Here is an 18,377-nt window from a genome sequence, read left to right as displayed (position 1 = left end):
TTAAGAATCAACGTCGTGCTACAGAAAACCGCCCTCGTCGGCATGGCGATCACGGCCCTGGCAGCGGCCGCCACGCCGGCCCAGGCGACCCCTGCTCCTACCCCGCCCCCAACTCAGGCGGGGCAAGCCGACGCGAAAGCTGGACCGCCCAAGACGATCACCCTCATCACCGGCGACAAGGTCACCCTTCGGCCGTTCCCCACGCGGCAGGACCAGCTCACCGTGAAGCCGGGCCCCGGCAGGGAAAAGGTCGACTTCATCCACCGCCGGGGTGAGGACGGACTCAGCATCGTCCCCGCGGACGCCATGCCCCTGCTGGCCGCCGGCCGGCTGGACCCCCGGCTGTTCAACGTCACCCAGCTCGCCGCCTTCGGCTACGACGACGCGGCCAGCCCGGCGCTCCCGCTGATCGTGACCTACCCCGCGGGCACCGCCGCGCCGCGCGTCGCGGGCGGGCGCCCCTTGCCCGCCATCAACGGTGCCGCGCAGAGCGAGCCGCGCACCGGCGCCGGGACGCTGTGGAAGTCCCTGACCGCACAGGCCGGAGCGGCGTCCGGACCGGAGAAGATCTGGCTGGACGGCAAGGCCAAGCTGTCGCTCGAGGTCAGCGTCCCGCACATCGGCGCGCCGCGGGCGTGGGAGGCCGGCCACACGGGCAAGGACGTCACCATCGCGGTGCTCGACTCCGGCTACGACGCCGACCACCCCGACCTGCAGGACCTGGTCACCAAGGCCGAGAACTTCACCACCGAGCCCGACGTCCGCGACACCAACGGCCACGGCACCCACGTCGCCTCCACGATCGCCGGCTCCGGCGCCGCCTCGGACGGCAGGTTCAAGGGCGTCGCTCCCGGCGCGAAGCTCCTGATCGCCAAGGTCTGCGACCAGAGCGGGTCCTGCCCGGACTCCAGCATCGTCGAGGCCATGACGTGGGCGGCGCAAAATGGCGCCCGCATCGCCAACCTCAGCCTCGGCACCCCCGACATTCCCGGCGACGACCCGCTGGAGCAGGCCGTCAACACCCTGTCGGAGCAGTACGGCACCCTCTTCGTCGTCGCGGCCGGCAACAACGGCAACCAGGGCCCCCAGACGCTCGGCTCGCCGGCGACCGCCGACCGCGCGCTCGCGGTCGGCGCCTCCCACCGTGACCACGACGCTCTGGCCACCTTCAGCAGCACCGGCCCCCGCGCCGGCGACGCGGCGGTCAAGCCGGACCTGATCGCGCCCGGCTCGGACATCGTCGCGGCCAGGGCCGAGGGCACCGGCTTCCCGATGGACGGCGCGCCGGCCTACACCCCCATGAGCGGCACGTCCATGGCCACCCCGCACGTGTCCGGAGCGGCGGCGATCCTCGCCGGCCTGCACCCGGACTGGAAGGCCGACCGCATCAAGGCGGCGCTGATGGCCTCCACCGCGCCGGGCGACGAACTGGGCGCCTACGTCCAGGGCACCGGCCGGGTGGACGTCGCCCGCGCCGTCGCCCAGCTGGTCACCTCCGAGCCGGCCTCTCTCGGCATGGGTGAGACCGAGTTGCCCCACTCCACGCCCGCCAAGCGTACGCTCACCTACCGCAACGACGGCGACGCCGCCGTCCGGCTGGACCTGAGCGTGACGGCCAAAGACGGCCAGGGCAACGCGGTGACGCCGTTCAAGCTCAGCGCCACCACGGTGGAGGTGCCCGCGCACGGCACCGCGCAGGTCGAGGTGACCGCCGAGGCCGACGCGGTCGGGATGTACAGCGGCACGGTCATCGCCACGGGCGGCGACGTCTCCGTGCGCACCGGCATCGGCATGCGGGTCATGCAGGAACGGCACGCGGTCAAGCTGTCCTTCACCGGCTCGGACGGCGAACCGGCCAAGGTCGCCTACGCCGGTCTGATCGACCTCGAGACCAAGAAGCAGGTCAACTACGACATCGCCACCGGCGCGCTCGATCTGCGGCTGGACAAGGGCCGCCGCTACTCGATCATCACCCTCATGCTCGACCACGACGGCACGACGGTGATGGCCGCGGACCCGGAGTTCACGCTCGACGCCGACCGCGCCTTCGCCTCCGACGCCCGCCAGGCCAAGCCGGTGGACGTGCGCACGAAGGAGCCGACGGCCCGGCTGGCCGTCGGCATGCTCAGCCTGCTCCAGTCCGTCGACTGCGGTCAGACCCCCGAATGCCGCTCGCCCCTTGGCGTGGACCTCGACCTGTCCGGCTCGTTGGGAGCCGCCCGCCTCGAGGGCTTCAAGGCCATCCCCACGAACCGTACGGTGAGCAAGAACTTCGCCTTCGCCCGGTGGACGCAGTGGGCCAAGCCGAAGGGCGACGGCACCTACGACGACAGCCCGTACATCTACCACCTGATGAAGGCCGATCCGGGCATTCCCGCCGATCCCGGCTACCGCCCGCGCCGCCAGGACCTGGCCGAGGTCGGCGCGACGTACGGCGCTCAGCGGGACGACAGGCAGGGCGAGCACTGGGCCCTGCCCGTGCTCCACGGCACGGTCGTGCCGTGGATGCCGTACGGCCCGGTGTCGCGGTTCTCGCTCCCCTTCCACCGGACGGAGTACTACACGCCCGGCGACAGCGGCTGGGCCCCGACCTTCGTCCAGTACAAGCCGGTGCCACGCGACGAGTACGACAACGTCGAAGGTGCCGTCCTCGGTCAGGCCGCCTTCTACCGCGCCGGCAAGACCTCCGACCGGTGGAACATCGGCACCGCCGCGGTCGGACTGACCCACAACGGCAGCCACTCCTACCGCAAGGAGAACATGCTGGAGCTCTCCGCCCAGGTGATGGAGAACGGCAGGCCGGACCGCACCCTGCTCGCCGAGCACGCCCAGATCAAGCTCTATCGCGAGGGCGAGGAGATGGAGGAGCTGTGGTACAGCCTCTTCAAGGTGCCCGACGACCCCAAGGAGACGGAGTACCGGCTCACCATGACCGCCGGCACAGTCATGTCGAAGCCCTACACGCAGATCAGCACCGAGTGGCGGTTCAAGTCGAAGAGCCCCAAGGCGGGTGAGGAGCAGCTGCTGCCCCTGATAGCCGTCAAGATCAGTCCGCGTCTGGACGACCGCAACAACGCCTCCGTCGGCCACATGCGCATCCCGCTGGAGATCCAGCGCCAGGACGGCTCGCCGGATCTCAAGGTGACCAAGCTCACGGTGGAGATCTCCTACGACGACGGCCGCACCTGGTTGCCGACGCTGGTGCACCGCTCGGGCAAGGACGCCTACGCCGCCGAGACCTGGCACCCGGCCGGCTCGCGCGGCAAGTACGCGTCGCTGCGCGTCAAGGCCGCCGACGCCGGCGGCAACGCGTTCGACGAGACCATGATCAAGGCTTACGCCATCAAGTAGGTCACCGCGAACCCCGCCGCGCTCTCCGGACGCGGCGGGGTTTGACCCTGACGTCGCGTCAGGCACCACGATGACCGCGTGACCGACTACGACGAGGCAGTAGAACTGGAAGTCATGATCACGCCGGAGAACGCTCGCGGATCATGACTGCGGCCCGCTCCCTCTCTGCGGAGGTTGCCCGAGCAGTATCGCCGGCTTGACGCCACGCACCGGCTGTTCGCGCTGGCCCGCTGGGGTCATGGGAGGAGGAGACGCCGAACCTCACGCCGTTCCTGGAAGGGCATGACCTTGGTCCTCTAGCCCAAGTGCAGGTGTATGCCACCAACGCTCGCGGCCAGTACCGAGGCAGGTCTCATGGCGTGCTGTGCTCCTACGCCGACTCCGGCCAGGGCCGATACGGTCCGCTCCCGTCGCAACGGCACGGGATCTTGCCGCTGGCGGAACTCGTGAACATCCTGCGCCCACTTCACACTGATCCCGCGTACCAGGACTCGTTGGTGAACTGGATGCGTCTCGGCGCGCAGGGTTTTCAGCGACTCGCTCTCGCCGATCGCCTCCAGCCGGTCCACCGCCAGTTTCACCCGCCCGTCCTCGGCGGGCACCAGCCGCACGCTCACCTCAGGCCCGGCCTGTTCCAGCCGCTGAGCCAGCAGCCGCCAGGCGGCATCCAGCGCGCCGGCCAGCTCGGTCAGGTGCGCAGCGCCGGGTGCGGCGAGTCCGAGACCGGCGAGCGTCTCGGCGCGCACCGTCTGCCAGCCGGCCCCGTTCAGCAGCTGCGCTCGGGGGTCGGTCCATCGCACCGATGGCGCGGCGAACACGTCGCGTGCTCCGGCGCCGCCCAGGCGGCGGAGTCCGTCGAGCAGATCCAGCCCGACCTGAGCACCCGCACCGGCAAGCGCAAGGGACAGAACCCCTCCGTCGCCAGCATCTACCGGGCACTCTCCGAACACGCCAAGCGCCAGGCGTACCCGAAGCCGTCGAACAGGCCCACGCCGACTTCGCCGTCCTCCAGGTCAGCGAGGTTCCCGGGCCCCGCCTCGCCCTCCCCGACCGAGCGTCACTCTGATCGCAGAGAGCTACCTGTCACTTCGCCGCAGCTTCGGGAGACCAGGGCCGTGTCGCTGAGGGTCAACGACGAGTGGCCGCTGGACAACGACGGCTCCTTCACCGCGACCGTCCGGGTCCACCGGCTGCTCCGCGGCCGCGGTGCGGCCGGCCGCACCAGCGGCGGCCTGGCGGGCGTCGAACTCTTCCAGTGCCTCCGCCCCGCCGTCCGGGTCACCTCGTCGGCCAGCAGCGCGGTCTTGACCGCCTTGGGATGACCCAGGGTCGATCACGCCATATCCAAATGCGCCGGCCCTGAATGCTTAAGTGACAAGCTCGTCACCGAGTCCGCGATAAACCGAAGAATCCACCGTAGAGGCGACGGAATACAAATCCGGGAAGGACGGACTGCAATACTGGCAGCAGCCGAGCCTGCGGTCCGACGCGGTAGACGGGACGCATCTTCCGAGATTCGACGGCATGCACTATGGCCTGGGCGAGAGGTTCGGGTGAGTGGCCGTCGAGCTGGAGTTGCCGGAAGCGGTCGATGACCCGCGTTCGCTCGGGTTCGTAGGCGCGGATCGGCTTGTCCGTGCTCATGGTATCCACCGCCCCCGTGCGCACGCTGGTGGCCTCTATACACGTAACCTCTATGCCGAAGGGCTCGACCTCGTAGCGTAATGCGTCAGCGTAGTGGTTGAGGGCGGCCTTGCTCGCAGAATAGAGAGAGTGGAAGGGAATGGCGGCGACGGCGGCACTGGAGCTCATCAGGACCAGCCGCCCCCTGCCTTGTTCGCGCATGGACGCCAGGACCGCACGTACCACGCGGTGGACTCCGATAAAATAGGCCTCCAATTGAGCGATGGCGAGCTCGTCCGACGTTTCCTCTGCCGCACCCGCCACATAGGCGCCCGCGCTGTAGATGACCACATCAATGCGGTTCGCCGACTTCAGGACGTGCTCAATGGCCGAATTGACCGAGTGCTCGCTGCAGACCTCGAGCTCGACTGGAGTAATGCCCGGACTTTTCACGCGAAGTCGCGTGCGGCTTGAGCCGAATACGGTGTGGCCTCTTTTCGCCAGTGCCTCGGCAGTCGCGCGACCTACGCCCGACGAGGCACCTACGACGAGGGCTACCAGTTGATCCTTATCGACATGCACGTACTGAGCTATACAGGACCCCCAATAAGGGAGCAACGTTTTTCAGGCCTGCCCAAACCCCTCGTAAGATGAGGTATGCGCCGAGCAGCGGGGGACGTACGCTTCCATCTGAGCAGCGACGACCTGGCGAATGTCCGGGTACGCGGGCCGCTGGGTCCCCTGGCGGAGACCATGTTCGCCATGTGCGCGCTGCACAGGCCTGACCATGGGGCGGTGCAGGGTGAATGGCGACGCCGCTCGCTGCGGAGGCTGAGCCCGGCCGGAGCGTGCGTCATGCGGTTCCTCACGCCCGCCAGTCGGATCCCCTTCGATCTGGCGGCCCTGGCCGGGCACACACCCGGCATCGACGAGGCCCTGGACACGGTGCGGACGGCGCCGGACCATTGGGTGCGCGAGGAACTCGAAACGCTGCCGAACCGGCACATTCTTCCCGCGCCGGTACGGGGCCTTGCCGACAACGACCGCCAGGCACGCCTCGCGCTGATGGCGGCGCTACGCGCCTGCCACCAGGCGACCGTGGCGCCGTACTGGGATCGGATTCTCACTCACCTGCATGCCGAAACGGTTCATGCCGCCATGAGGCTGGCCACGGACGGCCTCTCCGGCCTGTTGGGGCAACAGCGGACACCCGGCCGGTGGCGGCCGCCCTACCTCGATGTCCCGGCACCTACGCAGGGACGGGACGTTCACCTGGGCGGACGCGGCCTGGACATCTTCGTGTCAGTGTTTTCCCACGATCTGAGCATGCTGATCCCCGCCGATCAGCACAGCCCCTTTACCCTGGTGCTGCCGACGTCTCCCGATTCCGGTATTGCGCTGGCCCTATTGACGTCGCCGCAGGGGCCGGCCCATCGCCGACTGGCCGCACTGCTCGGCCCGACGAGGGCCGCGGTTCTGGAAGCCATCGCCGAAGGCCGTGGCACCGGCCAGATCGCCCGCCACCTGGGCATCTCTTCGGCCAGCGCCAGTCAGCACGCCACCGTGCTACGGGAAACCGGTCTGATCGCCACCAGCCGTCACCGCAACACCGTCCTCCACACCCTCACACCCCTCGGCACCATGTTGCTCAATGGCAGGACAATGCAACAGAGTGATGACGATCCTTCAGCAACGCGCTGAGAGCGGCGGTCTCGAGCGTTCGTCCGATGCGCCGCTGGCGGCCACCTGGTCGCGCTGGATGAGGATTTGCACGTGCGGCGGACTCACCGAGCTGATGCCGTCCACGCACAACGCCTGCAACCTGCCGTGACGCCTGTGCGACTCCAGGACTTACTCGTCTAGTGCTGCTCTACTGACGGTTCACCAGCGGGAGGGTGTCCTTCTCAGCGGTTGGCGCGATCGGGCCGCCGTCCTTGCTGGCGGTGTGCCGGAGCCAGGCGTGGATGGTCTGAATCGACTCGGTGGTCGGGTCGCTGTCGTGCGTGTCGGCCGGGTCGATCCAGGGGCAGGCGGTGTGCTCGCCAGACGGGGTGGCGGTGCGGTCGGGTGCGGGCACGGTGAAGGTGAGCTGGCGGGTGGCGCGGCCGGAGCCGCTGGTGTAGTCGAAGGCGGCGGCGAAGCCGGGCTCGACGGTCAGCGGGTGGTGCCAGCCGATCTCTTCGCTCAGTTCGCGCTCGAGCGCCTGCAGGAGGTCCTCGCCGGGCTCGACGCCCGAGCTGGCAGTACAGCCGAACCGCCGCCCGCGATGGACACTCCTCCCCGCGCCTGATCGACCGCAGGGGAGCATCGTCGCCGACGTCGTCGAAGGCGTCCGGATGCGCGGCCGTCGCGGGTCTGCTCAGCCAGGTCACGAACCAGCGGCACCATCTGGTGATCTTCCCTGGTAATCGAGGGTTCCTGAGAAAGGAACCCGAGCTTACGGAAGAGAGGGCCGGCGTCTTGTTCAGACTGAAGTGATCGTCAGGGTGACGGTGCGGTAGACGTTGGCGACCGATCCCAGGCCCAGGGTGCAGAGGGGTGACGTCGATGGCCAGACCGGCGATGACCACCACGACGCTGTCGCCGGTGAACAGTCCCGAGGTGACGGCGCCGGTGATCGTGGTCGTGACGACGGCGCCGGCGACCTGGGTGGTGCGGTTGCCGGTGACGGCAGAGCTCTGTCCGGTGTTCCAGCTGGTGGTGAAGGTGCTGGGCTCGGATTCGAACAGGTCCAGGCAGGAGTGGCTAGGGATGAAGACCGTGCTGGCGCGCTGGCCGACACGCAGGGGGCGTAGACGTTGTTGACCGTGACGGTGGTGGGCTTGGCCGTCAGGGTCAGCGGCGGGGAGTAGGTGACGGTGGAACTGCTGGGCGGGGTGAAGGTGACGTCGAGCGCTCCCACTGAGCCGCGGATGTCGAGCCATGCAGTAATGCGGGCCCGGGCGGTCGGTGGGATCGGGACTGTGCGGACTTGGTCGCCCTTGCCGTGCAGGCGGAACGTGCCGGTGCGGGCGGTGATCGCGATGTCGTCGGCCTCCAGCCGTACGCACTCCTCCTCGCGGGCTCCGGTAAACATCAGGACGGCGATGATCGCTGCGTCGCGGGCGCCGCGGTGGGTGGCGGCGCGTTCGACGGCGGCCTGCTCGGTGGTGGTGAGGGCGTCGGGCTCGCCCAGTTTGGGGATGGTGGCGCGCTTAACGTCGATGCGCAGCCCCATTTGGGCGTACATGAGAGTGAGCGCGGCGATCCCCTGGTTAGCGGCGATCCCCTGGTTAATGGTGTTGGGCGCGGCCCGGCCGTCGATCAGGTACCGCCGCCAGCCGGTGACCGCGGCCTCAGCACCGACGACGTCGGCGAAGGCGTCGTCGTGTTCGGCGCCAGGGCCGGCCAGCCACCTCACGTAGGCGGCGGCCTGCCGTTTGCATGCCTTGACCGTGTTGGCCGACAGCTTGCACCGGTCGAGGTGGCGATGCAGGGCGGTCAACGTCCGGCGCTGACCGCTATCCCGTGCCGGCGAGCCAGGCGGTCTCGCCCTGGTGGAACGCGTCGAGCTCGGCCGGCCGGTCGTCGCCGAGCAGGTCCTGACTCACCGTCACGCCGCGGGTCGACTGGATCCAGGAGAGGAACCGGTAGGACGGCCGAAGCCCGGCGAGCTGGGTCACGTCCACCGGGAGCATCTCACCCGCGTGGACGGGGCGCAGCTCGTCGCGCTCCAGCAGGATCTCGAAGCTCATCAGCCTCCACCGTCGTTCGTCCCGAACGGCACGTGAGAAGAACCGGCAGTAGGCGTGGAAGTCGACCTCCACTCCCTTCACCGTGGTCCGGTTGAAGATCTTCGCCGGGCTCTCGACGGTCGCCCGGTCGCCCTCGACCCGCGCGTAGGCGGGGAAGACCCAGTGCTTGCTGTTCCCGGTCCGCCCCATCCACGTCTTCGTCGCCTCGACGTAGGCCTCGCCGCCGCGTCCGTCGTACCACGTGGTCCGGACGTAGGCGTCGTCGTGGAAGCAGTCACGCATCACGTCGAAGAGTCGCTGGTCGCGGGCGAAGCGTTCCCGCCTCACCAGGTCGAAGAGCTCCTCGCGGTCCAGGAGGACTGCCAGCCGCTCGCTGTGGTCAGGGTTCACCATGTCGTCCTCTCGTTCACTGCGGATAGCCGAGCACGGCCTTCACCTCGAGGTACTCCTCGAAGCCGAACCGCCCGAACTCTCGTCCGTTCCCGGACTGCTTGTAGCCGCCGAACGGCAGGCTGCGGTCGAACGGAGCGCCGTTGAGGTAGACGCGGCCCGCACGGATGCGGTTGGCGACCCTGCGGGCGCGGTCGGGGTCCTTCGACTGCACGAAGCCCGCCAGCCCGAACGGCGTGTCGTTCGCGATCTCGACGGCCTCGTCCTCGGTCTCGTAGAGCAGGATCGAGAGCACGGGGCCGAAGATCTCCTCGCACGCGATCCGCATCTGCGGCGTGACGTCGCCGAACACGGTCGGACGGACGTAGAACCCCTTGTCGAGCCCATCGGGGCGCCCCGGGCCGCCGACCACGAGCGTCGCGCCCTCGTCGATCCCCGACTGCACGAGCGCGGTGATCTTCTCCAGCTGAGCCTGGCTCACCACGGGCCCCATCGTGGTCGACGGATCGAGCGGCTCCCCGAGACGGACCTCCTCGACTGCCCGTCGCGCAGCGGCGTACGCCTCGTCGCGCTGCGAGCGGTGCACGAGCATCCGCGTGGGCGACTGACAGTTCTGGCCGGCGTTGGTGAAGCACGAGTGCACCCCGGTGACGACCGCGGACTCCAGGTCCGCGTCGGGCAGGATGATGTTGGCCGACTTGCCACCGAGCTCGAGCGCGACGCGCTTCACCGTGTCGGCCGCGAGCTTGGAGACCCTGATGCCGGCACCGGTCGAGCCGGTGAGCGAGACCATGTCGATGTCGGGGTGCGCCGCGATGGCCTCACCGACCGTGGGACCGTCACCGTTGACGAGGTTGAACACGCCGGGCGGCAGCCCGGCGTCGTGGATGACCTCGGCGAGCACCATGGCGCTGAGCGGCGCGATCTCACTCGGCTTGAGCACCACGGTGCATCCCGTGGCGAGGGCCGGGGCGACCTTCGACGCGACCTGGTTCAGCGGCCAGTTCCACGGCGTGATGAGACCACAGACGCCGATCGGCTCGCGCCGCACGATCCCGGCTCCCATCTTCTCCTCGAAGCAGTAGTCCGCGAGCACGCGGGCCGCCTCCTCGAAGTGGAACAGCGCCACCGTGGCCTGGCGTTCCGTCGAGAACGTGATCGGCGACCCCATCTCGCGCGTCATCGTCCGAGCGATCTCGGGCAGCCGAGCCCGGAAGCCGGAGATGATCCGCTCGAGGTGCTCCAGCCGTTGCTCCACGCTGACGTGCGAGTACGCGGCGAAGGCCGCGCGCGCCGCCACCACCGCGCGGTCGACGTCCGCGGCCGTCCCGAGGCTGATCGTCGCGAACGTCTCCTCGGTCGCGGGGTCGAGGACGCCCAAGGTCCGCGGCGCGGCCGGATCGACCCACGCACCCCCGATGTAGAACTGGTGCCTAGTGGACATGTCGCTCTCCAACCTCCTGACGAGCGTGGTCACGGTGTCGCCACGGTGAGCGGGACGTCGACGCGCGAGCGGAGCTCGTGGAACGAGATCCCCCACGTCTCCCGGACGAGGACCTGGTCCCCCCCGGTGATCTCGAACGTGGCGACGTCGGTATAAACCCGGTCCACGCACCGCAGCGCGGTGAGCGGATACGTGCATTCCCTAACGAGCTTCGGCTCGCCGGTCCTGGTGAACAGCGACATCAGCACGAAGACCTGCTTGGCGCCCACGGCGAGGTCCATCGCCCCGCCGACCGCCGGGATCGCGTCGGGCTCGCCGGTGTGCCAGTTGGCGAGATCCCCCGATGCCGAGACCTGGTAGGCGCCGAGGACGCACAGGTCGAGGTGGCCGCCTCGCATCATGGCGAACGAGTCGGCGTGGTGGAAGTACGAGGTGCCGGGCAGCTCGGTCACCGGGAACTTGCCGGCATTGATCAGGTCGGGATCGATCGCGTCGCCCGTCGCCGCCGGCCCCATGCCGAGCATGCCGTTCTCGGTGTGGAGGATGACCCCCGACTCCGGGGGGAGGTGGTCGCCGACGGTCGTGGGCTGACCTATGCCGAGGTTGACGTACGCCCCGCGGGGAATGTCGCCCGCGAGCACCCGGGCCATCTCGTCCCGTCCGAGCGGGCCACGGTCGGTGTGCTCGACGATGCTCGGAGACACCGCGCTCATGACGACACCTGCACGATCCGGTCGACGTAGATGCCTGGGGTGACCACGGCCTCAGGATCCAGCACTCCCGGCTCGACGACGTGCTGCACCTGCACGACGGTGGTCGTCGCGGCCGTCGCCATGACGGGAGCGAAGTTGCGTGCCGTCTTGCGGTAGACGAGGTTCCCGAGAGTGTCTGCGGTGTGGGCGCTGATGAGCGCGACGTCGGCGGCGATGGGCAGCTCGAGGACGTACGTCCGGCCGTCGATCTCGCGGGTCTCCTTTCCCTCCGCGAGGAGGGTCCCGACTCCGGTGCGGGTGTAGAACCCGCCGATCCCGGCTCCGGCGGCGCGCATGCGCTCGGCCAGGTTCCCCTGCGGCACGACTTCGAGCTCGATCTTCCCGCTGCGGTACAGCTCGTCGAAGACCCAGGAGTCCGTCTGCCGGGGGAACGAGCACACGATCTTGCTCACCCGCCCGGCCGCGAGCAGCGCCGCGAGCCCGGTGTCCGCGTTGCCCGCGTTGTTCGACACGACGGTGAGGTCTCGCGCTCCCTGCCGGATCAACGCGTCGATCAGGTCGAACGGCATGCCGGCCGTGCCGAAGCCGCCGACCAGCACCGTCGAGCCGTCGGCGATGCCGCTGACCGCCTTGTCGACAGAGGTGCAGAGCAGCGTCATGCGACGTTCTCCAGCACGACCGCCAAGCCTTGACCCACACCGATGCAGATGGCTGCCACGCCCCATCGTTCACCGGACTCCACGAGCCGCGCCGCGAGGGTCCCGAGAATGCGCCCGCCCGAGGCACCCAGCGGGTGCCCGATGGCGATCGCCCCGCCCTTGGCGTTGACGACCTCGGCGTCCCGCAGCCCGAGCTCGAGCCAGGCGTCAACACAGGCGATCGACTGGACGGCGAACGCCTCGTTCAGCTCGACGGCGCCGATGTCGTCCCAGGTGATGCCCGCCCGCTCGAGCGCGCCGTTGGCGGCCTCGACCGGGGCGTAGCCGAACTGCTGCGGCTCCAGCGCCGCCCAGCCGCGACCGGCGATCCGCGCGACCGGGTCACGACCGATGGTCGCAGCCGCGCTCGCCGAGCCCAGCAGGACCGCGCTCGCGCCGTCGTTCAACGGTGAGCAGTTGCCGGCGGTGATCGTCCCGTCTGGCCGGAACGCCGGTTTCAGCCCTGCCAGCGCCTCGATCGAGGTGTCGGCGCGGATGCTCTCGTCCTGGACCAGGTCGGTGCCGGGGACGGGCACCACGAGGTCGTCGTAGAAGCCCTTCTTCCACGCCTCCGCCGCGAGGCGGTGCGAGCGAGCGCCAAGCTCGTCCTGCCGCTCGCGCGAGATCGAGAACTTCTCCTGCAGCTGCTCGTTGCACTCGCCCAGCGAGGCCGTCCACTCGGCGGGCATCCGCTCGTTCACCAGACGCCAGCCCAGCGTCGTGGAGACGGCGGTGACGTCGCCTGCCGGGAACCGACGCGACGGCTTCGGCAGGACCCACGGCGCCCGCGTCATCGACTCCACGCCTCCGGCGATCGCGATCTCCGCGTCGTCGACCTCGATCATGCGTGAGGCCATCATGGCGGCGTCCAGCGACGAGCCGCAGAGCCGGTTCACCGTGGTGGCGGTCACCGAGACGGGCATGCCCGCCAGCAGCACGGCCATCCGGCCGACGTTGCGATTGTCCTCGCCGGCGCCGTTGGCGTTGCCCCAGAACACGTCGTCGACCAGGCCGGGATCCAGGCCCGGCGAGCGGTCGAGAAGTCCCTTCATCGCAGTCGCGGCCAGATCGTCGGTCCTCGTGTCGGCCAAGGCTCCGTTGAACCGGCCGAACGGGGTCCGGACCGACGCGTACACGAATGAGCTGCTCATTCGGGTCGTCTCCACTTCCTGCCCCATCTCAGGAGGCGTCCTTCGCTTGCTTGCGGATGTCGTCGTAGGAGAAGTCGTTGATGGCGTCGAGAAGGTCGGTCGTGTAGATCTCCGTGGCCGGGAACGCCTTGCCCACGAGCCCGGCGGACGTCATGAACTCGACCATCCCGGTTGCCGCCTTCGGATCGATCCGGCCCCAGTCGTCGTTCTCGACCCCCTGGTCGGCCAGCCGGACCTGGAGGATCTTGACCTGGGACGCCATCGCGTCCTTCTCCGGTCCGGTGCCCCGGGTCTCCGGGTGGAGCTTCCACAGGTCGCGGATCGCGGCCTCGGGGTTGGCCTGGGCGAATGCGAAGCCCTTCGCGATGGCGCGACCGAACCGCTCCAGGATGTCCTTCCTCTCGTCGATCGTCTTCTGCGTCGCCGCAAACCCGCCGCCCCAGATGCTGGCGGTCTGGGGCACCGGCAACGGGGTGAGCTCGATCCCGGAGTCCTCGACGATCGCGTACTGGGTGTCCCAGAGGGCCAGCGCATCGACCTGGCCGCTCTTGATGGCGTTGATCTGCTGGGCGCCGGCACCGATCGGCACCAGGCTGGCAGCGTTCTCGCTCATCCCGTTGAGCTCCATCGCAGTCCGGGCGAACGTCCCGCCCGAGCTGGCCACCGCGGTCACCCCGATCTTCTTGCCCTCCAGGTCCGCGATGCTCCTCACATCCGAGCCCTGGGGCAGCTGCAGGCTGTAGATCCAGTGCGGGTAGTACGACGCGAAGTAGACCAGGCCCAGGTTCTTGGCGTGACCGATCGCGACCGGCTCACCGGTCATCAGTCCGATGTCGGCGCCGCCGGCGGCCAGCTGCTGCGCCGACTGCGTGCCGGAGGGGAACAGCTGGACCTTGACGTCGAGCCCCTCGTCCTTGAAGTAGCCCTCGGCCTCGGGGACCACCAAGGTGGTGTAGCCGGAGTTCCAGCTGGGCGCGCTCAGGGCGAACGTGACGGTGTCGAGGTCGTCGCCGCCCGCCGAGTCGCCCCCCTCCGAACCGCATGCGCCCAGCGTGGTCACCACGAGCATGCCTGCGAACAGGCCGGTCAAGCTCTTGAGTCGTCTCGTCATCGTCGGTCATTCCCCATCAGAGCTCGTGATCGCGTCGGAAGGCGTCGTGTCGTGCCAGTGCGGGAGGACGTGCCGCCCGACGAGGTCGAGCGTGTGGCGGGCGACGTCCGGCGGCGTGCCGAACGGGGCGACCCGCAGCTGGACGGACGTGACCCCCGCCCGGACGTACCGGGAGATCGTCGCGTCGATCTCGTCGGGCGTGCCCACCATGGGGAGCTCGAGCTCAGCGGGGCCGTCCGCACCCATCCATGCGCCCCGCTCGGTGTAGTAGTCGGTCGCGACCTTCAGGTGGCACGCGGCGAGCTCGCGGGCAGTGGCGGCATCCTCGTGGACGACGCAGAACCTGGTGGTGGCGACCACTCCCCCCGTCCCGCCCGGCCGTCCGCCGCGACACGACCAATAGGCGGCCGACTGCTTGATCAACAGGTCGTCGCAGTAGTTCGTCGCGCCGTAGAATCCGTCGGCGAGCGTCGCGGCACGACGGGCCGAGGCAGCCACCTTGCCGCCCACCAGGATCTGCGGCCCGCCGCGCTGCACCGGGAGCGGGATCGCCACCGGCGAATCGGTACTCGCGTCGGCGGACCAGGCGTCACGCAGCAGCTTCAGCGTGGCGTCGAAGGCCGCGCCGGCCGGACCTGACGCGGGCAGCCCGACCCGTTGGGCGACCTCCGGGCTGCCGAGCCCAAGGCCGAGGGTGAGCTTCCCGCCGCACAGCTGGTCGAGCAGCGCGGCCTCATAGGCCAGCTTCTCCGGACTGTACGCGCGCAGGAGCAGCACCGCTGACCCCAGCGCCAGGGACGTCCGTCCGGCCAGATGTCCCAGGACCACCAGGGCGGACGGGAGGTGGAACGGCTGAGAGGCCGCGTGATAGCTCTCCCCCACCCACGCGGAGTCGAAACCGTGCTGCTCCGCGCGGGCGAGCATCGTGACCGTGCGATCCACCTGTGGGCGGACCGGCTCCTGGGAGCTCAGGTCGAGCGCGATCCCCAGCCGCATTCAGCCGGCGCTCTCTGCTTGCTTGATGACGTCGTCGTAGGAGAAGTCGTTGAACGCCTTGAACATCGCGTCGGTGTAGATCTCCTTCGCCGGGAACTTCTTGATCAGTCCGGCCGAGGCCAGGAAGTCGAGCGAACGGGTGAACGCAGCCTCGTCGATCCGGCCCAGGGCCTTGTCGTCGAAGCCCTGTCCGTCCAGGCGGACCTCGAGAACCTTGATCCCGTCAGCCAGCGCCTTCTCCTCCGGGTCGGACCCGCGGGTCTCCGGGTGGAGCTTCCACAGGTCGCGGATCGCGGCCTCGGGGTTGGCCTTGGAGAAGACGAACGCCTTCGCCACCGCACGACCAAACCGTTCGAGGACGTCCTTCTTGGCCTCGAGGTTCTTCCGGGTCGTCGCGAAGCCGCCGCCCCACGCGTCCGCCGTCTCCTTGACCGGAAGCGGCGTCAGGGTGACGCCGGCGTTCTTGACGATCTGGTACTGGATGTCCCAGAGCGCCAGCGCATCGACCTGGCCGCTCTTGATGGCGTTGATCTGCTGGGCGCCGGCACCGATCGGCACCAGGCTGGCAGCGTTCTGGCTCATCCCGTTGAGCTCCATCGCGGTCCGGGCGAACGTTGCGCCGGAGCTCGCGACCGCGGAGACGCCGATCTTCTTGCCCTCCAGGTCGGCGATGCTCGTCACGTCCGAACCGTCCGGCACCTGCAGGCTGTAGATCCACTTCGCCCAGTAGGAGCTGAAGTAGGCCAGGTTCAGGTCCTTGTCGTGCCCGATGGCCACGGGCTCGACCGTCATGAGGCCGAGGTCGGCCCCGCCGCCGGCGACCTGCTGCGCTGCCTGGGTGGCCGACGGGAACAGGTTGGTCGTGACCTTCAGACCCTCCTCCTCGTAGAAGCCCTCGGCCTCAACGACGGCCATGACTGCGTAGCCGGCGTTCCAGCTCGGGGACGCCATCGCGAACGTCACCGGCGTCAGCCCGCCGGCCTTGGCCGAGTCGTCGGATCCGCTGTCGGAACCGCACGCACTCAGCGTTGCGGCCGCGCACAGGACGGCGACCGCACCACTCACGACCTTCACCGCTCGTCCGGTCTTCACGACGGAACCGTCCTCTTACTGGTTGGGGAGCGGGTAGGTGTCTTCGTTGAGCACCCGGCCCGGCGTCCGGGAGAAGTCCAGACGCGGCGGGCAGAAGATGTCGATCAGCTGGTTGGTCCCCGAGCCCACGGCCTCGCTGGTGTGGATCATGGGCGGAGGGATCACGGCCACCGAAGGACTGCCGCACCGAAGGTGCCGGTCCTCGCGCCACTCGCTGCGACGCTTGGACCACGGGGTCCGCAGGTGGTGGACGTACTCCCCCTCCACGGCGAGCGAGCACTGCTCGAAGTCGTCGTGGTCATGCGGCGAGAGGGTGTCAGGATCACGCGGACCGATCCTGGGCGCCAGGAAGTTGACCATGAAGGTGCTGCACCGCACGATCTGGCCCGGGCGGACGGCGTCCTGCGTCACCTTCAGGTCGGCCAGTCGGTAGGGCCGGATGCGATAACCCTCCGGCGGGTCCGGCCACGGCTCGAACGGCCTGACGTTCGGGTGCGGCTCTGCGTACGAATCCCGGTTGCGCGCCTTGTCCAGCAGGTCGGTGGACCGAGAGCTGAACAGCCGCACGACGGTGCAGTCGTCGACGCCGACGATCGCACTGCTGCCCGGTGGGACCATCACCACCGCCTTGCCCGAGACCGACGCGACTTCCCGCGACGCACGGACCTCGACGCTGGACTCCTCGTAGGGGAGGATCACGACGTACTCGTCCGGCTGATCACCCCGCTCCAGTACGTCGCCGGCGACCAGCGTCGTGTAAGCGAGCACGAAGTTGTGTCCGCGGAAGTACCACGTCGACGATCCGCCAGGGGTCGTCTCGTCGGGATCGCCCGTACCGAGGTCGGAGAACTCCACGTCGGGCGGGGTGGCCAGGGTGGTCATCGTCTGTCCTCATCAGTCGTAGAGGGTCTGCTTGTGCGGCAGACTCGCTGGTTGGTAGCCGTCCGGCAGGTGAGCACTTGTGTGTCCTGGACTTCGAGTCCTGACGAAAGACAGTGCCCTTGCTGGTTGGCCGGGAGAGTTGATCGCTTCTGGGATGTCGTTGCCCGCTGACGGTGTCGTTGTGAGCACTGCTTGATGAGGTCGCTGGTGGTTCTCCCGCTGGCTGCTGCTGGTGATCGTTTACTAGGTGGGGAGAGCTGTTGCGACTGTTCGTTGGAGATGACTCGGAGGTGATGGACGCCGTCGGTCGGCGGCCGGGCAAGGCCCGCCTGCCCGAGGGTGTGGCGGGGACGGCCCGGCTGCACGCGATGATCGCTGAGCAGGCCGGGGACGCCGCCGATGACGAGGTGGAGGTGCTGGTCGGGATCGAGACCGACCGAGGGCCGTGGGTGCTGGCGCTGGTCGCGGCCGGGTACACGGTGTTCGCGGTCAACCCGTCGCGGGCCGGGCAGCGGCTGCGGCACGCGTTGCGCGAGTACTTCCCCGCCGCCCTGACCGCGGTCGAGGCGTTGGAACTCCCGGCCACGGCGCCCGACCCGGCCTCGGCCGCCAAGCTGACCCTCAGCCAGATCAGCGCGACGCTCAAGCGCGCCCGCCGCCGTGGCGACCTGGCTGCCCGCGCCGGTGACATTCAGGCGGCGTTGCGTGCCGAGCACCTGGGCCAGCCCGCGATGGTCACCGCCGCCTACGCGGTGTCGGACCGGGCTCTGGTCGCGGTCCTGGCCCTGCTCGGTGAGCAGGTCACAACCTTGCAGGGGCAGGTGGAGGAGGGTTCTGGCGATGACCGCGACCGCTACGCCAGCGCCAAAACCCGCAAGAACTACGCCGGGACCAGTCCCATCACGCGAGCCTCGGGCAAGAAGAGGAGCGTCCTGGCCCGGTTCGTGCACAACGACCGGCTCATCGACGCCCTGATGACCCAGGCTTCGGTGGCGCAGCGCGTCTCGCCCGGCGCCCGCGCCTCCTACGACAAGCAACGCGCTCGTGGAGTCGGCTACAACACCGCGCTGCGCCAACTGGCCAACCGGCTCGTCGGCATCCTGCACGGCTGCCTGAAAACCGGCACGCTCTACGACGAAGCAACCGCTTGGTCGCATCACGTACAGAGTGCTACGGCTTGACATTCAAACTC

At 69.1% G+C, this 18,377-nt stretch carries 17 protein-coding genes; 4 read left to right on the top strand and 13 right to left on the bottom strand.

Annotated features, from left to right (window positions below; translation table 11 throughout):
- Positions 1-15: 15 nt before the first annotated feature.
- Positions 16-3,351 carry a S8 family peptidase gene (locus tag AB0J69_RS23960; RefSeq protein WP_364121055.1) on the top strand — a complete coding sequence of 1,112 codons (3,336 nt, stop codon included), beginning with the start codon at positions 16-18 and terminating at the stop codon, positions 3,349-3,351.
- 296 nt (positions 3,352-3,647) lie between these two features.
- Here AB0J69_RS23960 and AB0J69_RS23955 read toward each other — a convergent pair whose 3' ends face one another.
- Positions 3,648-4,169, bottom strand: coding sequence for a hypothetical protein (locus AB0J69_RS23955; protein ID WP_364121052.1), 522 nt, complete (start codon positions 4,167-4,169; stop codon positions 3,648-3,650).
- Positions 4,170-4,466: 297 nt separating this feature from the next.
- On the opposite strand from AB0J69_RS23955, the gene AB0J69_RS23950 reads away from it, so the two are divergent.
- The gene (locus tag AB0J69_RS23950) at positions 4,467-4,673 is read left to right on the top strand and encodes a hypothetical protein (protein WP_364121049.1); all 207 of its coding nucleotides are present in this window, start codon (positions 4,467-4,469) and stop codon (positions 4,671-4,673) included.
- Between the two features lie 61 nt (positions 4,674-4,734).
- Here the strand turns inward: AB0J69_RS23950 and AB0J69_RS23945 are convergent, their stop codons facing one another.
- On the bottom strand, positions 4,735-5,556 hold the full coding sequence (locus AB0J69_RS23945; protein WP_364121047.1) for an SDR family oxidoreductase: 822 nt from the start codon (positions 5,554-5,556) through the stop codon (positions 4,735-4,737).
- A 273-nt stretch (positions 5,557-5,829) separates the two neighbouring features.
- Here AB0J69_RS23945 and AB0J69_RS23940 point away from each other — a divergent pair, with 273 nt between their 5' ends.
- Positions 5,830-6,675: a winged helix-turn-helix domain-containing protein gene (locus tag AB0J69_RS23940; RefSeq protein ID WP_364121044.1), complete on the top strand. Its 846-nt coding sequence runs from the start codon at positions 5,830-5,832 to the stop codon at positions 6,673-6,675.
- A 169-nt stretch (positions 6,676-6,844) separates the two neighbouring features.
- Here the strand turns inward: AB0J69_RS23940 and AB0J69_RS23935 are convergent, their stop codons facing one another.
- The 11 genes from AB0J69_RS23935 to AB0J69_RS23885 form a co-directional block, all read right to left on the bottom strand.
- Positions 6,845-7,282 carry an NUDIX hydrolase gene (locus AB0J69_RS23935; protein WP_364121041.1) on the bottom strand — a complete coding sequence of 146 codons (438 nt, stop codon included), beginning with the start codon at positions 7,280-7,282 and terminating at the stop codon, positions 6,845-6,847.
- Between the two features lie 156 nt (positions 7,283-7,438).
- Positions 7,439-8,374, bottom strand: a complete 936-nt coding sequence (locus AB0J69_RS23930) for a tyrosine-type recombinase/integrase (RefSeq protein WP_364121038.1) — start codon at positions 8,372-8,374, stop codon at positions 7,439-7,441.
- 100 nt (positions 8,375-8,474) lie between these two features.
- Complete coding sequence (locus AB0J69_RS23925) at positions 8,475-9,101, bottom strand: nuclear transport factor 2 family protein (protein WP_364121035.1); 627 nt, start codon at positions 9,099-9,101, stop codon at positions 8,475-8,477.
- 13 nt (positions 9,102-9,114) lie between these two features.
- The gene (locus AB0J69_RS23920) at positions 9,115-10,542 is read right to left on the bottom strand and encodes an aldehyde dehydrogenase family protein (protein WP_364121032.1); all 1,428 of its coding nucleotides are present in this window, start codon (positions 10,540-10,542) and stop codon (positions 9,115-9,117) included.
- A 29-nt stretch (positions 10,543-10,571) separates the two neighbouring features.
- Complete coding sequence (locus tag AB0J69_RS23915; protein WP_364121029.1) at positions 10,572-11,255, bottom strand: 3-oxoacid CoA-transferase subunit B; 684 nt, start codon at positions 11,253-11,255, stop codon at positions 10,572-10,574.
- A complete protein-coding gene (locus tag AB0J69_RS23910; RefSeq protein WP_364121027.1) occupies positions 11,252-11,914 on the bottom strand; it encodes a 3-oxoacid CoA-transferase subunit A in 663 nt (220 codons plus the stop codon). Before AB0J69_RS23910 ends, AB0J69_RS23915 begins: the two co-directional genes overlap by 4 nt.
- A complete protein-coding gene (locus tag AB0J69_RS23905; RefSeq protein WP_364121024.1) occupies positions 11,911-13,104 on the bottom strand; it encodes a thiolase family protein in 1,194 nt (397 codons plus the stop codon). Before AB0J69_RS23905 ends, AB0J69_RS23910 begins: the two co-directional genes overlap by 4 nt.
- Positions 13,105-13,132: 28 nt before the next feature.
- Positions 13,133-14,215, bottom strand: a complete 1,083-nt coding sequence (locus AB0J69_RS23900) for an ABC transporter substrate-binding protein (RefSeq protein WP_364121021.1) — start codon at positions 14,213-14,215, stop codon at positions 13,133-13,135.
- Between the two features lie 6 nt (positions 14,216-14,221).
- The gene (locus tag AB0J69_RS23895; protein WP_364121018.1) at positions 14,222-15,211 is read right to left on the bottom strand and encodes an LLM class flavin-dependent oxidoreductase; all 990 of its coding nucleotides are present in this window, start codon (positions 15,209-15,211) and stop codon (positions 14,222-14,224) included.
- Entirely contained in the window at positions 15,212-16,303 is a 1,092-nt protein-coding gene (locus AB0J69_RS23890; protein ID WP_364121015.1) for an ABC transporter substrate-binding protein, read from the bottom strand.
- Positions 16,304-16,318: 15 nt separating this feature from the next.
- Positions 16,319-17,185 (bottom strand): hypothetical protein, encoded by an 867-nt coding sequence (locus tag AB0J69_RS23885; protein WP_364121012.1) that lies wholly within the window; start codon positions 17,183-17,185, stop codon positions 16,319-16,321.
- Between the two features lie 293 nt (positions 17,186-17,478).
- Between AB0J69_RS23885 and AB0J69_RS23880 the strand changes: the two genes are divergently transcribed.
- Entirely contained in the window at positions 17,479-18,366 is an 888-nt protein-coding gene (locus AB0J69_RS23880) for a transposase (RefSeq protein ID WP_364121010.1), read from the top strand.
- Positions 18,367-18,377: the final 11 nt, after the last annotated feature.

The sequence above is a fragment of the Nonomuraea sp. NPDC049709 genome (genome assembly GCF_040674815.1).
GTDB lineage: Bacteria > Actinomycetota > Actinomycetes > Streptosporangiales > Streptosporangiaceae > Nonomuraea.
The sequence above is the reverse complement of the archived record's forward strand: the minus strand, read 5'-3'. Positions and strand labels throughout refer to the sequence as shown.

Bases quoted from the DNA above. Each gene is read 5' to 3' on its own strand.
- AB0J69_RS23940 (WP_364121044.1), top strand. From the start codon at position 5,830: ATGCGGTTCCTCACGCCCGCCAGTCGGATCCCCTTCGATCTGGCGGCC.
- AB0J69_RS23880 (WP_364121010.1), top strand. From the start codon at position 17,479: ATGGACGCCGTCGGTCGGCGGCCGGGCAAGGCCCGCCTGCCCGAGGGT.
- AB0J69_RS23925 (WP_364121035.1), bottom strand. From the start codon at position 9,101: ATGGTGAACCCTGACCACAGCGAGCGGCTGGCAGTCCTCCTGGACCGC.
- AB0J69_RS23935 (WP_364121041.1), bottom strand. From the start codon at position 7,282: ATGCTCCCCTGCGGTCGATCAGGCGCGGGGAGGAGTGTCCATCGCGGG.
- AB0J69_RS23895 (WP_364121018.1), bottom strand. From the start codon at position 15,211: ATGCGGCTGGGGATCGCGCTCGACCTGAGCTCCCAGGAGCCGGTCCGC.
- AB0J69_RS23915 (WP_364121029.1), bottom strand. From the start codon at position 11,255: ATGAGCGCGGTGTCTCCGAGCATCGTCGAGCACACCGACCGTGGCCCG.
- AB0J69_RS23885 (WP_364121012.1), bottom strand. From the start codon at position 17,185: ATGACCACCCTGGCCACCCCGCCCGACGTGGAGTTCTCCGACCTCGGT.
- AB0J69_RS23905 (WP_364121024.1), bottom strand. From the start codon at position 13,104: ATGAGCAGCTCATTCGTGTACGCGTCGGTCCGGACCCCGTTCGGCCGG.
- AB0J69_RS23900 (WP_364121021.1), bottom strand. From the start codon at position 14,215: ATGACGAGACGACTCAAGAGCTTGACCGGCCTGTTCGCAGGCATGCTC.
- AB0J69_RS23910 (WP_364121027.1), bottom strand. From the start codon at position 11,914: ATGACGCTGCTCTGCACCTCTGTCGACAAGGCGGTCAGCGGCATCGCC.
- AB0J69_RS23920 (WP_364121032.1), bottom strand. From the start codon at position 10,542: ATGTCCACTAGGCACCAGTTCTACATCGGGGGTGCGTGGGTCGATCCG.